The organism is Catellatospora sp. NPDC049111 (assembly GCF_040648615.1).
Classification (GTDB): Bacteria; Actinomycetota; Actinomycetes; order Mycobacteriales; family Micromonosporaceae; genus Catellatospora; species Catellatospora aurea.
This window is the reverse complement of the sequence record NZ_JBEZEB010000078.1, coordinates 1-14,367: the sequence shown is the minus strand read 5'-3', so window position 1 is coordinate 14,367 and position 14,367 is coordinate 1. Positions and strand designations below refer to the sequence as shown.

The following is a 14,367-nucleotide window of genomic DNA, read 5'->3' as shown; positions in this document are numbered from 1 at the left end:
CCGGGCACCCCCACGAGCGCCCCCCCCCCCCCGGCGCCCCGGGGGCGCTATCCCGCCGCCAAACCCCCCCCGGGGCCCCCCCCCCGGGGGCGGCCACCGGCGTGTCTCGGTTCATCACCAGGCATTCCACCGTGAGCAGGGACATTCGGCTTATATGGTCGATGCCGGAGGTGTCCCATGAATCAGCCGCGGTTCAACGGTGTCATCAAACTCGACGTGCGGGACTCGGTCGCGGACTGGACGCCGTACGAGCCGCCGAAGGCACCCGACGGCGCGCCGAACGTGCTCATCGTCCTATTCGACGACACCGGTCTGGCCGCATGGGAGCCGTTCGGCGGGCGGATCAAGATGCCGACGCTGCAGCGGCTGGCCGACAACGGCCTGCGCTACAGCCAGTGGCACACCACGGCACTGTGCTCGCCTACCAGATCGGTCCTGCTGACCGGCCGCAACCACCACCAGAACGGCATGGCCTGCATCACCGAGGGTTCGATCGGTTTTCCCGGCGCCAACGGCCACATCCCCGACGAGTGCGCCACCATGGCCGAGGTGCTGCGCCAGCGGGGCTGGAACACCTACTGGGTCGGCAAGAACCACAGCGTGCCCGTCGAGGAGGCCAACCCCGGCTCGCCGAAGCGCAACTGGCCGCTGCTGAAGGGCTGGGACCGGTTCTACGGCTTCATCGGCGGCGAGACCAACCAGTGGTATCCGACGCTGGCCGAGGACAACCACTACATCGACCAGCCCTATCTGCCCGAGGACGGCTACCACCTGTCCAAGGACCTGGCCGACCGGGCGATCCAGATGCTGCGCGACAGCCGCGCCTGCGCGCCGGGCAAGCCGTGGCTCATGTGGTTCAACCCCGGCGCGAACCACGCCCCGCACCACGTCGCCACCGAGTGGGCCGACCGCTACCGGGGCGTCTTCGACGACGGCTATGAATCCTACCGGGACTGGGCGCTGCGCCGCATGACCGAACTCGGCGTGATGCCGCAGGGCACGAGGCTGTCCGAACTCAACCCGATGCCCGAGGGCACGTTCGACCCCAACGACACCGTCCGGCCCTGGGATTCCCTCAGCGCCGACGAGAAGCAGCTGTTCGCCAGGATGGCCGAGGTGTACGCCGGCTTCTCCGAGTACACCGACCACCAGATCGGCCGGATCGTCGAATTCCTGGAGCAGACCGACCAGCTCGACAACACGCTGATCCTGTACTGCGCCGACAACGGCGCCTCCGCCGAGGGCGGACCCAACGGGTCGGTCAACGAGAACAAGTTCTTCAACGGCTGGCCCGACGACATGGCCGAGAACATGCGCCACCTCGCCGACCTGGGCAGCCCCAACACCTACAACCACTACCCGACCGGATGGACCGCGGCGTTCTCCACCCCGTTCAAGATGTTCAAACGCTACTGCTACGCCGGTGGCACCACCGACCCGCTGGTCATCTCCTGGCCGAAGGGCATCAAGGCCCGCGGCGAGATCCGGCATCAATACCACCACGTCACCGACATCGTGCCCACGATCCTGGACTGCTGCGGCGTGGACATGCCCGACGTCGTCAACGGCGTCCAGCAGGTCCCGCTGCCCGGAGTGTCGATGCGCTACACCTTCGACCAGCCCGAGGCGGCCACCACCAAGCAGCGGCAGTACTACGCCATGCTCGGCGCCCGCGGCATCTGGGAGGACGGCTGGAAGGCCGTGGCCGTGCACGGGCCCACCTCCGGGCTGGGCCGCTTCGACGCCGACCGGTGGGAGCTCTACCAGGTCGACGACGATCGGGCCGAAGCCGTCGACGTCGCCGACCGGCACCCGGACAAACTCGCCGAGCTCGTCCAGCTGTGGCTGTCGGAGGCGGAGAAGTACCAGGTGCTGCCGCTGGACGACCGCAAGCCCGCGGAGATCCTGGCAGACCCGCGGCCGCAGCCGTTCCCGGCCACCGACACCTACGTGTACTACCCGGGGGCCGCCGAGGTGCCCGAGGCGATCGCGGCGAACATCCGCGGCCGGTCGTACCGCATCCTGGCCACCGTCGAGATCACCGATCCGGACGCCTCCGGAGTGGTCTTCGCGCACGGGTCCCGGTTCGGCGGGCACACGCTGTTCCTGCGCGACCGCAAGCTCCACTACGTGTACAACTTCCTCGGCATCCCGCCTGAGCAGCAGTTCGTCTCCGACCCGCTGACGCCCGGGCGCTACATCCTGGGCGTCGAGTTCGCCAAGGAGAGCACCGGCGAGCACGGCGAGACGCTCGGTCACACCAAGCTGTGGGTCAACGACACGGTCGCGGCCGAAGGTCCCATGCGGACCCAGATCGGCATGTTCTCCCTGGCCGGGGACGGCTTGTGCGTCGGCCGTGACAGCAGCGACCCGGTCAGCGCCGGCTATCCCACGCCGGTCGAGTTCCGCGGTGGCATGATCGACCACGTCGAGGTCCACGTCGGCCAGGACCAGTATCTGGACCTGGAGAAGGACGCGTTCGCCGCGCTGGCCCGCGACTGACCCCGGCGCGTGACGCCTTTCCGGGTCAGGACTCGCAGTGCGGAAGCCGCCAGTCGAAAGGCATCAGATCCTGCTCCCAGGCGGGTGATCCGGCCAGGGTGTCGGCGGCCTCGGGCTCGCGCAGGAGGCAGCGGTGGCGCAGCAGCGTGCGCCGCTCGCCGGGCGTCAGCAGCCGCTCCTCGGGGCTGAGGTTACCCGGGTGGTCGGGGTGCAGATCGGCGCTGCCGTCGATCGGGTGGGCTGCCGCCGCATTGAGCCGGTCGCCGGTCGGAGTCCGGTAGTCCAGGCGGAAGTCGGTGCGCCACTGGGAGTTGCGGCCCCAGCCCTGGGACAGGTCGACCGTCGGCCGGTGGCGGCGCCGGAAGGTCCAGTACAGCGGCGAGCGGTCCGCCACGCCGCGCTGCGCGTTCGCGGCGCCTGCGCGGACCCGCACGCCGGCCCGGCTGAACAGCAGCCGGCCCAGCATCAGGCCGGGCCAGCGCAGCTCGGTGATCTCAATCGGCGCGTGTGGGTCGTCGGCCTGCTCGACCTCGGCGATCTCGTGGAGGAACGGGTCGAACACGTCGCCGTCGTCGAACGGCGTCATGCCCAGCGAGGTGAACAGGCCGAGGTATTCGCGCTCGGAGAGCATGGGCCGCGGGTCCGGGGAGCCGGGCTGGTCCGCGGGAGGCTGGAAGGGGAGCAGCAGCAGGTCGCTGACCCGGTGCAGGGCGTACAGCTCCCACACGAGTTCGCGGCCGCCGGGCTCCGTCGTGTCCTCGGTCCACCACGAACCGTCTTCGGCCGCCGTGGCCAGCCAGGCGCGGTAGCCGCCCTGGGCCCGATCGAGCCACTGCGCGACGACCGTCTCGTACGGTTCCGCCCCGTCGTGCCAAGTCAGAGCCTCGTACAGTTCCCGCGCCGCCACCCCGTAAGACATGTCAGGAACTTACGGGACGACGGCGGACTCGGCGTCACGTGCCGGATCTGCGCAGCCGGGTGAGGATGATGACGCACAGGGCGAACAGCCACACCGGGAACAGCAGCGCGAACCTGGCGTCGAGGGTCGCGGTGAGCAGCAGGGTCAGCCCGATGAGGACGCTGACCGCGGTGAACCAGGTGGGCAGGGCGCGCGTGTAGCGGCCGATCGGCGCGGTCGCCAGCACGAACATCGCCGCGATACGCATCGGAGACCCCGCGCCTGACCGAGTTCCTGGAGCAAGCCTACGACCGTGCCGAGCACGCACGCCTGGACCCGCGCACCGGCACCGCCACGGACGGACCGGCGGAGTCCGCACGCCGTTGACCAAGGCGCCGCCGGCTCTCGGCCCGCCAGAGGTCGAGGCCCGCGGTTCGGCGCAACGTTCCGTCTGTTCACCGAAGTGTCACCATGAAGCGGCAACCGCCCGAGTGGATCACGGCGTGGATTCGGAGGTACAGATCGACCTCACGACGGAGCACCCCTTGCACATCCGAACAACGATCGCCGTGGCGAGCCTGCTGGCCCTGCTGAGCGGCTGCACGGACGGGCCGACCGCGGCCGAGGCCCCCGCACCGACGGCCTCGGCGACGACCGGCACGGCTCTGCCGGGCCAGTACGCCGCATACGCCGCCGGCCTGTCCAAGCCGGTGGTCGACTCCCAATATCCGCAGCACGGCAGCGACGCCCTCGACGTCCTGCATTACGGTTTGGAACTGGCCTGGTCGCCCACCGAGCGCGTGCTCACCGGCACGGCCACCCTGCACATGCGGCCCACCCGTGACGCTGCTTCGATCGTCCTGGACTTCAAGCCGTACACGATCAAGAGCCTGACGATCGACGGCCAGCCTGCCACCGGCTCGGTCAACGGCGAGAAGCTGACCGTGCAGGCGCCGGTCAAGGCCGATGTGCCGGTCACACTCGTCGTCGGCTACCGGGGCAAGCCGAGCACCACGCCCTGGCCCACCACGACCCGCGGCGACAACCACCCGCTCGGCCTGACGGTCGACAGCGACGGCGGCCTGTGGACGATGCAGGAGCCGTTCGGCGCGTTCACCTGGTATCCGGTCAACGACCACCCGTCGGACGAGGCGCTGTACGACATCGCGGTGACCGCGCCGAGCGGCTGGTCGGCGATCGCGTCGGGCACCCCGCAGGAGCAGCAGGGCAACACGTTCCGCTACCGCAGCACGGTGCCGGTCGCCTCCTATCTGACGACCCTGGCGGTCGGCAGGTACAAGAAGGCCACGGCCACGGGCCCGCACGACCTGCCCGTCACGTACTGGTACCACGCCGACGAGGCGTCGTACCTGCCGATGATGAAGAAGTCCGTCAGGCAGCTGGAGTGGCTGGAGAAGCACTTCGGTCCGTACCCGTTCGCGTCGGCCGGCGTGGTGATGGTCGAATCGCCGTCGGCCATGGAGACCCAGCAGATGGTCACCATGGGGGAGCGGTTCGGGCAGATGGGCGCGCGGTCGTTCGACGGCACGCTGCTGCACGAGTGGGCCCACCACTGGTTCGGCGACGCGGTCACCCCGGCCGACTGGCGCGACTTCTGGCTCAACGAGGGCTGGGCCCTGTACGCCCAGCGCCTCTACGAGATGGAGGTCTACCCGAACGAGATGACCAGGACCGAGCGCATCGCGCAGGGCCGGGAGTACGACGGCATCTACCGCAAGCAGTACGGCCCGCCCGGTAGGCCCAACGCCGCCGAGTTCGGCAACACCTGCATGTACACCTGCGCCGCGGGCATGCTGCGCCAGCTGCACCAGGCCCTGGGCGACGAGCGCTTCTTCGCGCTGGCCCGCGGCTGGGTCCAGGACAACCTGCACACCCAGCAGAGCCGCGCGTCGTTCACGGCGTACGTCAACGCCAAGACCGGGCACGACTTCACCGCCCTGATCGACGAGTGGCTCGACTCGCCGACCACGCCGGCCGAGACCGGCCCGCTGCCGGGTTGACGGGGGCCTGCGCCGTCGGGCGCCGCACCGCCTCGGGTGCGGCGCGCGACGGCGCGCACCGCCGTGCCCGGCGTCAGTGGCCGGGCGGCCTGACCAGGAACAGCCACGCGTTGACCACCCCGCTGAACAGGGCGGCGATGACTCCGGGCACCAGGACGTACAGGCCCCACTGGCGGCCCGCGGCGCAGGCGACGCCGCTGACGGCGACGAGTGTCACGGCGGTCAGGGAGAGGCTGACCGAGTCGATCGTGCGGGCCAGCGAGTCGGGCCTGGCCGCCCGTGACGCGCGGCGATCGAAGACGGCCAGTGCCGTGCCGCCCACGGCCGCGACGGCGATGATCTCCGCCCCGAGCACGGCCAGCGGCTGCCCCGGGATCACCAGCAGCATGGACAGGGTCAGCGCGGTGATGAACAGCGACAGCGTCTGGGCTGCCCGGTACCGCAGGTCGCTGGTGGTGACAATGGACTCGATCCGCAGGGTCACCGCGACGAAGAGCAGCCCGGTGAGGGTCGCCGCGGCCGTGCCGGCCACGATGCCGAAGTTCGCCCACTCGGCCACGTCCGAACCGGTCACGATCTCCATCATGCGGTAGCGGCAGGCCGCCGGTTGACGGGTTGTCGTAACCACAGGTGTTTGGTCGGATACGATCCGTGGATATGGTGGGGTCGAAGGGAACCACATCGTGGACCTCGGGCTGAACGACCACGTGTACGTGGTGACCGGCGGCAGCAGCGGCCTGGGGCTGGCGGTCGCGCGGGTGCTCACCGCCGAGGGCGCCAAGGTGGTCATCACCGGGCTCGGCGACTCCGTGGCGAGCGCGGCCCGCGACCTGGGCGGCGACTCCCGCGCGGCCGGCGTCGTGGCCGACAACGCCGACCCGGCCACCCCCGGCCGGATCATCGGCGCGGCACTGGACCGGTTCGGCCGCCTGGACGGCGCGATGATCAGCGTCGGCGGCCCGCCCGTGGGCACCGCGATGGACGTCGCCGACCAGGTGTGGCGCGACGCCTTCGAGTCCACTTTCCTCGGCGCGCTGCGCATCGCGAGGGCGGCGGCGGCCGCGTTCACGGCCGCCGGCTCGATCACCTTCGTCCTGTCGTCGTCGGTCCGCGAGCCGATACCCGGCCTTGCCGTCTCCAACGGCCTGCGCCCCGGGCTCGCCATGCTCGCCAAGACGCTCACCGACGAGCTGGGCGCCAAAGCGATCCGGGTCAACGGGCTCCTGCCCGCCTACATCGCCACCGACCGCCAGAAGCAGCTCGCCGCCATCACCGGCGGCAAGCCGCCGGACAACGCGCTGGGCCGCTTCGGGCAGCCGGACGAGTTCGCCAGGGCGGCCGTGTTCCTGCTCTCCCCGGCCGCCGGCTATCTGACCGGAGTGATGCTGCCCATCGACGGCGGCGCACTTCGCATGATCTGAGCACGGACCGCCGCACGGTGCACACGTCCGCGGTCACGCCGAGTCGGGCGGCGGGAGACCGCGGCCCCGAGAGAGGATCCACGATGGGTGAACTGAATCCCGCCCAGACCGTGATCCGGCTTCCCGATCGGATCGCCTGGCAGGCGCCACCCGACGCGCCACCCCGATCGGTCGAGACGGCCACGCTGTCGGGCGGCGAGGACGCCGACGGGATCTACCTGGTGCTGATGAAGTGGTATCCCGGCTTCATGAGCGCACCGCACTTCTACCGCACCGACCGGCTGTGCGTGGTCCTGTCCGGAGTCTGGTGGTGCAACAGCGGCCCGGACTTCGACCCGGACCGGGCCGTGGCGGCCTACCCGAGCTCCTACGTCCGCAGGGTGGCGGGCACCCCGCACTACGACGGCGCGCGCCCGGACGCGCCCGAGCCCGCCGTCATCGCGATCTGCGGCCTCGGCCCGGTCGAGCAGACCTGGGTCGACCCGTCCCAGCCCCGGCTACGCCGCATCTGAGCGGCGACGGGCGGGCGAGACGGTCCACCGCCGCTCAGTAACCGCCTACCACTTTGTTGATCAAAGGCTGTCCGGCCGCGTAGCGGCGCACCTGGTCGCCCACCAGGCGGTACGCCCGGGGAAGGACACCGCTGGTGGCGCCGCCGATGTGCGGGGTGAACAGGACGTTGGGCATGTCCCACAGCGGGTGGTCGGCCGGCAGGGGCTCGGGGTCGGCGACGTCCAGCGCCGCCCGGATCCGGCCCGTCGACAGCTCCTTGACCAGAGCATCGGTATCCGCGACCTGGCCCCGCGCGGCGTTGACCAGCAGCGCCCCGTCCGGCAAAGCGGCCAGAAACGCCGCGTTCACCATGCCCCGGGTCTGCTGGGTCAGCGGCAGCAGCAGCACGACGATGTCGGCCTGCGGCAGGAGCTGCGGAAGATCGTCCACGCTGTGCATGCCGTCGTGGGAGGTGTGCGCGACGTACGTCAGCTGCACCCCGAACGGCGCCAGCCGCACGGCCACGGCCTGGCCGATCGAGCCCGCCCCGACGATGAGCACGCGCTTGCCGGACAGTTCGTCGGCGGCGCCCATGTCATGGGCGAAACGGTGCTCCTGCTGGGCGCGGGCAAAGTAGTCCAGCCGCCGCAGGCTGGAAAGGATCGCCGCCACCACCCACTCCGCGACGTCGACATCGTGCACGCCCCGCGCGTCACACAGCGTCACGCCGCTGTCCAGCTGTCCTACCCACACGTCCGCGCCGGCACTGAGCAGCTGCACCACCCGCAGCGCGGGCATGCCGCGCGCGAGCGCCACCGTGTCCGCCCCGCCGAGCAGCGGCGGAACCCAGAACTCCACCGTGGCCGGATCGCCGGGCAGCGGGGCGTCCCACGCCGGCAGGACCTGAACCTCGACGCCGTCGGGGACGGGGCCCATCAGCTGCCGTCCCTGCTCACCGGCGATCCACACCTGCATCAATCCACGGTATGCGCCGCGCCGACCCGCACACGCCGATTCGGTCGAGATGCGTACGGCGCAACCTGAGTGGTGCGGTGCAGTACACCGAATGTTCGCTTGGATGACACCGGAAGGTCGAACCGCTGTCGGACCATAGCGCGCGCGGGTAGCACGTCTGTGCTGCTCAGCCGCGACCTCGGCGACATTTGTGGCGAACGCCATGAACAGCAACCGATAGGGCGCTGAACCTCTCTCGGGTGGTTGAGATTCCGAACCACAGGGGAGGTGCCGTGCTGGGACGCCGGCGTGCCAACAGCGCCAGAGGACTGCTCACCGCGGTCGCGGTCGCCGTACTGATCTCGACGACGCTGCTGACCGCGCTCTCCGCGTACAGCAGCGCGGTGATCGAGTCCGGCGGCCGGGCAGCGGTCGCCGCCGCCCCCGCCGATGAGCGCGCGATCCAGCTGCGCCTGCCCTCCCGCCCCGCCGGCAGCAGCGGCTGGACCACCGGCCCCACCGACGGCGGCGGCCAGGCCGCGCAGTGGACCGCCACCGACACCGCGGTGCGCGACACCTTCGCCGCCCGGTTCGGCGACACCGCACCCGAGGTGACCGCCGCGGGCTACGCGACCGGCACCCGCTTCGCCGGCGACACCGGCAAAGCAGCCCGCGACGCCTACGGCGTGACCTACGCGCGAGTCATGTTCCTCGACAAACTGGCCGACCACGCCCGCCTCGTCGCCGGCAGCTGGCCCGTCCCCGGCGCGCGGCCGCGGCAGGTCGTCGTCGGCGAAGCGGCCGCACAGACCCTCGGCCTGCGCGCCGGGTCGGTGGTCCCCCTCGCCAACGGCGTCTCCAAACACACCGAACAGGTCGTCGTATCCGGGATCTTCGCCGCCACCGCGGCCGCCGACCCGTACTGGCTGCTCGCCCCCGAGACCGCCCAGGGCGCCGAGGCCGGCCGCAACACCTACGGGCCGCTGGTGCTCACCCGGGAGGACTTCTTCGACGGCTGGTCCGAGCTGGGCAGCAACGCCTGGGTCGTGACCCCGGACCTGTCCGGGGCGCAGCCGGCCGCCCTCGCCGCCGCCCGCGAGACGGTCCAGCACCTGGCCGACGTCCCCACCCAGCTCGGCTTCCGCAACGGCGGCCAGGTGTCCACCCACCTGGAACGGCTCGTCGACCGGATCCAGCAGGCCAGCCTCGTCGGCCGATCCGACCTGCTCACTCCGCTGCTGCTCATCGCGATCCTCGGCGGCTACGCGCTGCTGCTGCTCGCCGCGATGCTGACCGAGGGCCGCCGCCAGGAGACCGCCCTGCTGCGCGCCCGCGGGGCCTCCCGCGCCCAGCTGGCCGGGCTGGCCACCCGCGAGGCCCTGCTGGTCGCCGCGCCCGCCGCGGTGATCGCGCCACTGCTGACGGCGCCGCTGCTGGCGATGGCCGGGCGACTGCCGGTGCTCAGCGCCGCCCACCTGGACCTGACCGCCGGGATCACCCCGGCCACGGTCGCCGTCGCAGCTGCCGCCGGGCTGGGCTGCGTACTGGCCATGGTGCTGCCCGCGCTGCGCGGCGGCGGCACCTACGTCGCCGACCTCGCCACCCGGTCCCGCCCCGGACGGGTCGCCGTCGCCCAGCGCACCGGCCTCGACCTCGCCCTCGTCGGCTTCGCCGTGCTGGCCTGGTACCAGCTGCGCCAGTACGACTCGCCGCTGACCGGCTCCGGCGGGCGCCTCGGCGTCGACCCCCTGCTGGCCGCGGCCGCGCCGCTGGGAGTGCTGGCCGGAGCCGTCGTCGCGCTGCGGATGTTCCCCCTGCTGACCCGGCTGCTCGAACGGGCCGTCGACCGGACCGGCTGGTTCGCCACCCAACTCGGCGTCTGGCAGGCCGGCCGCCGCCCCAGCGCCGGGCCGGTCCTGCTGCTGGCGCTCAGCGTCGCCGTCAGCACGCTGGCCTGGACGCTTGCCGCCACCGCCCGGCAGTCACAGGCCGACCAGGCCGACCACACCGCCGGAGCAGACCTCCGCCTGACCGAGACGAGCACCGTCATCCCACCGCAGCGAGGAGCCCAGATCCGGGACCTGCCCGGGATCACCGAAGCGCTCCCGGCCTGGCGCACCACCCTGCGGGCAGGCGAACGCGACACCACGGCCTCGGTGGTGGCGCTGGACGCCGCCGCGGCAGGCGACCTGATCCGGTTGCGCGCCGACCTCGGCGACGCGCCAACCCTGTTGGCGGGCATGGCCGCCGCCGGAAGCCACGTCACCGGGGCCGTGCTGCCGCCGGGCACCGCCACCGTGCGCGGCACCGTCCGCATCACCTTCGACGGCCACCCCTGGGACGGCGACCCGCGCCAAGCCACCGCGCTGCAGTTCACCGGCCGGCACGGCGACACCCGCACCGTGCCACTGCGACCCGGCAGGGGCAGGTACGCCTTCACCGCACCGGTGCCGAACGAGCCGGGCATCCGACTGACCGCCGTCACCGTCACCGGACCCGAACTGCCGCTGCAGACCCGGGTCAGCTGGACCCTGTCCGGCCTGACCGCCGTGGACCGCTCCGGCACGGCGACGGCGATCACCCTGGACACCCCGGCCGCCGCGTGGAGCCTGCCCACCGGCAAACCGGCGTATGAGGCCACGGTCCGGGGCAACGGCATCAAGGTCGACGCCTGGATGGCCGAACCCGCCGCCGACTACGGCAAGTTCACCTTCACCACCCGCCCGCAGGCCGCCGTCGCACCCGTACCGGCGCTGGCCACCCCCGAGGCGCTCGCCGCGCTGCACACCGAGTCCGGCGAGACCCTGAACCTGCAACTGTGGTCGCAGACCGTGCCGGTCCAGCTGACCGGCACGACGAAGGCCCTGCCGGGCGGCGCCGAGCCCGCCGCGCTGCTGCTCGACATGCCCTCCTTCAGCGCGCACCTGCAGCACGCCGGGCTGCCGGCCCCGGACGTCACCGAATGGTGGGCCGCCACCGACCCCGCCCGGCACGCCGAAGCCGCCACCGCCGCCGCGCAACTGCCGACCCTGGCCGTCGTCGACCGCCACGACCTGGCACAGCGCGCCGGCAACGACCCGTTCGGCGTCGGCGGCCGACTCGCGCTGTTCATCGCGGCCCTGGGCGCGATCGGCCTCGCGCTGGTCGGCATCGGCGTCGACCTGCGCTCGACCGCCCGCCGCCGGACCTCCGAACTCGCCGTGCTCAACACCCTCGGGGCGAGTCCCGGCCTGCTGGCCCGCGCCCTCATGATCGAACAGGCGTTCCTGGCCGGCCTCGGCGTCACCGTCGGCCTGCTCGTCGGCCTGGTCGTCGCCCGCACCACCGGCCCCCTGGTGATCCTCACCCCGAGCGCGAACCGGCCGGTGCCGGCCGCGCTCACCACGACGGACTGGCCACCCGTGCTCGCCACAGCCGCCGCCCTGCTCGCCGTCACGCTCGTGATGGCCGGGCTGGTGGCCACCACCTCGCGGCGGCGACTGGCCGCCACCCAACTGCGGATCGGAGCCGACCGGTGAAGGGATGGATCTCCCGCGCGCGTACGACCGCAGGCCCGACCCTCCTGCTGTGCGTCCTGACCATGCTGGCCGCGGCGCTGGTGATCGGCGCGCCGCGCGCCGCCAACCGGCTCACCGACGACGCGCTGCACCACGAGCTGTCGCAACTGGGCTACGCCTCCCGCGACCTCACCTTCCGCGGCGCCGAGCCCACCGGAGCCGGCGGCTGGACACCACAGGCGCAACTGGCCGACCACCAGAACAAACTCGCGCCCGTCCTGCGGGACCGCATCGAACACTCCTGGTGGTCGATGTCGACACCGCTGGAGAGCTCACCGGTCACCGGCACCGGCCTGCCCGCCAAGGCGTTCTTCAGCTTCCGCGCCGGCAGCGGCCTGGCCGACCAGGCCGACGTCGTCGAAGGCCGCCTGCCCGAGACCGACCGGTCCGCGAGCGAGCCCGTCGAGATCGTGCTGACCCGGTGGAACGCCACCAAGCTGCGCCAGCGCGTCGGCCAGGTGTTCCGGTGGCCGGGCGCGGACGGCGACCCGGACATCCCCGTCAAGGTCGTCGGGATCGTCGCGCCGCACGACGAGGACGCCACGTTCTGGGAGCCGATGCCGCTGGGACTGCGGGCAGACCTGCCCCACGACGACGGCGAGGTGTTCCGCGCGGTCGTGTTCAGCGACGAGACGGGACTCGACCGGCTCGCCAAGCGGACCTCGCTGGTGTACGAGTGGCGCTACCGCATCGACATCAACCGCCTGGACATGGGCGTGCTGCCGCAGGCCGTCGAGGCCGCCGGCGTCGCGCACCGGCAGAGCCCGGGCTTCCTGCTCGTGACCGGCCTGGACACGCTGCTGGCCCGGTTCGCCGACCAGGCCGCCTCCGTCACCGCGCTGCTCGCGGTGGCACAGCTCGGCGCGCTGGTCACCCTCGGCGGGCTCGCGCTGCTCGCGGCACGCGTCGCCGTGGGCAGGCGACGCGCCGAGTTCGCGCTGCTGCGGGCACGCGGCGGTGCGTTGCGCACCATCGGGTCGTACACGCTGCCGCAGTCCCTGCCCGTCCTGCTCGCGGCCGCCGCCGGGGCACTGCTCGGCCTGGCCGTGCCCGGACGGCCCGCCGCGAGCTGGCCGATCCTGGCCGCGTACACGCTGCTCGCGGCGCTGGCGGTGCCCGTGCTGGCCGTGGTCGTGGCGCGTGATCCGTCCTTCGCCGCCGGTCGCGCCGACCTGGGGCGGGTCAGCGTGCGGCGGCGCACCGCGGAGCTGAGCCTGCTGGTGCTGGCCGGGCTGGGCGTGTGGCTGCTGCGCCGACGCGGCCTCGACGGATCCGGCGGCGTGGACTTCTACCTGGCCGCGGTGCCGTCGCTGCTCGCCGCCGGGGCGGCCGTCGCCACCCTGCGGCTGGTGCCGCCGATCGTGACCGGGCTGGCCCGGCTGTCCGTTCGCGGCCGGGGCGCGATCGGCTTCCTGGGCCTGGCCCGCGCGGGCCGGACCGCGGGCGCCGTGGTCGGCCCGGTCGCGGTGCTGGTCGTCGCCGTGAGCACGGCGGTGTTCAGCGTCGCCGTGGCGGGCGACATCGACACCGGCCGCGACCGCGCCACCGACCTGCGGATGGGCGCCGACGTGAAGGTGGAGGGCTACGCCTTCGACGGTGCGACCACGGAGGAGCTGGCCGCGGTGCCCGGCGTCGTCGCGGTGGCGCCGTACGCGGTCGATCCGGCCGCGGATCTGAGCGCCGACGGCAGGCGGCTCGGCGTGGTCTACACGGTGCTGGTGGACGGGCCCGCGTACGCGCGGGTCGCGAACGCCTCCGGCGTCGAGTCGACCGCCCCCGGGGCGATCACCGCCGCCCCGGCCGGCGGCAGGCTCCCGGCCGTCGTCTCGGCCGGCCTGGCGGAGCGGCTGGGCGTCGACCACGGCTCGGTGACGGTCCGCGGCCGCCGGGTGGACTTCGCGGTCGCCCAGACCGTGGACGCCGTCGCGCCGATCGCCGGGGCCACGAACTTCGTCGTGCTGCCCTGGCAGCCGGCCGCCGCGGACCGCCAGGCACTGGACCCGACCGGCTTCCTGATCGCGGGAACGCCCGACCCGCGGCGGTTGCGCGAGGCCGGCGACGCGGGCCAGCGCCGCTGGATCGAACGCGGTGTGCGGGCCGACGCCTACGACCGGCCGACGACCGCGGTGACGACCTGGGAGCAGGCGCGGGCGGAGCTGGACAGGTCCAGCCTGAACGCGGTGGTGACGTTCGCGTATGCGATCGGTGCGGGTGCCGGGGTGGCGCTGGCGTTGCTGGCGATCGGTTTCGCGGTGGTGTCGGGGGCGCGGGGCCGGGGCACGGTGCTGTCGCGGTTGCGGACGATGGGACTGTCGCGGGGTCAGGGCCGTGGTCTGCTGCTGGTGGAGTTGATGCCGGTGGTGGCCGTGGCGGTGGTGACCGGTGCGGTGGTGGGCACGGCGGTGCCGCATCTGATCGCCCCCGCTCTGGGGCTGTCGCAGTTCACCGACGGGGTGTCGGTGGGTGTCACGTTCGACCCGGTGATCGTCGGCGCCTGCCTGGTGCTGGTGGTCGTCGGGATG

The 14,367-nt window shown here is 72.7% G+C and carries 10 protein-coding genes; 6 read left to right on the top strand and 4 right to left on the bottom strand.

Annotation, left to right across the window (positions count from 1 at the left end; genetic code table 11):
• The first annotated feature begins 177 nt into the window (after nucleotides 1-177).
• Nucleotides 178-2,502, top strand: coding sequence for an arylsulfatase (locus tag AB0B66_RS43440; protein WP_360541479.1), 2,325 nt, complete (start codon nucleotides 178-180; stop codon nucleotides 2,500-2,502).
• Between the two features lie 25 nt (nucleotides 2,503-2,527).
• On the opposite strand, the gene AB0B66_RS43435 is transcribed toward AB0B66_RS43440, so the two are convergent.
• Together AB0B66_RS43435 and AB0B66_RS43430 are read right to left on the bottom strand one after the other, a co-directional pair.
• On the bottom strand, nucleotides 2,528-3,421 hold the full coding sequence (locus tag AB0B66_RS43435; protein ID WP_360541477.1) for a hypothetical protein: 894 nt from the start codon (nucleotides 3,419-3,421) through the stop codon (nucleotides 2,528-2,530).
• 34 nt (nucleotides 3,422-3,455) lie between these two features.
• Nucleotides 3,456-3,668 (bottom strand): hypothetical protein, encoded by a 213-nt coding sequence (locus tag AB0B66_RS43430; protein WP_360541475.1) that lies wholly within the window; start codon nucleotides 3,666-3,668, stop codon nucleotides 3,456-3,458.
• Between the two features lie 277 nt (nucleotides 3,669-3,945).
• Between AB0B66_RS43430 and AB0B66_RS43425 the strand changes: the two genes are divergently transcribed.
• Nucleotides 3,946-5,421 carry a M1 family metallopeptidase gene (locus AB0B66_RS43425; RefSeq protein ID WP_360541473.1) on the top strand — a complete coding sequence of 492 codons (1,476 nt, stop codon included), beginning with the start codon at nucleotides 3,946-3,948 and terminating at the stop codon, nucleotides 5,419-5,421.
• Nucleotides 5,422-5,494: 73 nt separating this feature from the next.
• On the opposite strand, the gene AB0B66_RS43420 is transcribed toward AB0B66_RS43425, so the two are convergent.
• Entirely contained in the window at nucleotides 5,495-5,995 is a 501-nt protein-coding gene (locus tag AB0B66_RS43420; protein WP_360541471.1) for a hypothetical protein, read from the bottom strand.
• Nucleotides 5,996-6,104: 109 nt separating this feature from the next.
• Here AB0B66_RS43420 and AB0B66_RS43415 point away from each other — a divergent pair, with 109 nt between their 5' ends.
• Nucleotides 6,105-6,842, top strand: a complete 738-nt coding sequence (locus AB0B66_RS43415; RefSeq protein ID WP_360541469.1) for an SDR family oxidoreductase — start codon at nucleotides 6,105-6,107, stop codon at nucleotides 6,840-6,842.
• Nucleotides 6,843-6,925: 83 nt separating this feature from the next.
• Nucleotides 6,926-7,354, top strand: coding sequence for a hypothetical protein (locus tag AB0B66_RS43410; RefSeq protein WP_360541467.1), 429 nt, complete (start codon nucleotides 6,926-6,928; stop codon nucleotides 7,352-7,354).
• A gap of 34 nt (nucleotides 7,355-7,388) precedes the next feature.
• Here the strand turns inward: AB0B66_RS43410 and AB0B66_RS43405 are convergent, their stop codons facing one another.
• A complete protein-coding gene (locus AB0B66_RS43405) occupies nucleotides 7,389-8,309 on the bottom strand; it encodes a 2-hydroxyacid dehydrogenase (RefSeq protein ID WP_360541465.1) in 921 nt (306 codons plus the stop codon).
• Between the two features lie 272 nt (nucleotides 8,310-8,581).
• Here AB0B66_RS43405 and AB0B66_RS43400 point away from each other — a divergent pair, with 272 nt between their 5' ends.
• Nucleotides 8,582-11,806, top strand: coding sequence for an FtsX-like permease family protein (locus tag AB0B66_RS43400; RefSeq protein WP_360541463.1), 3,225 nt, complete (start codon nucleotides 8,582-8,584; stop codon nucleotides 11,804-11,806).
• Nucleotides 11,803-14,367: FtsX-like permease family protein (locus AB0B66_RS43395; protein ID WP_360541461.1), on the top strand; the 2,565-nt coding region annotated here is incomplete at its 3' end. The genes AB0B66_RS43400 and AB0B66_RS43395, both read left to right, overlap by 4 nt.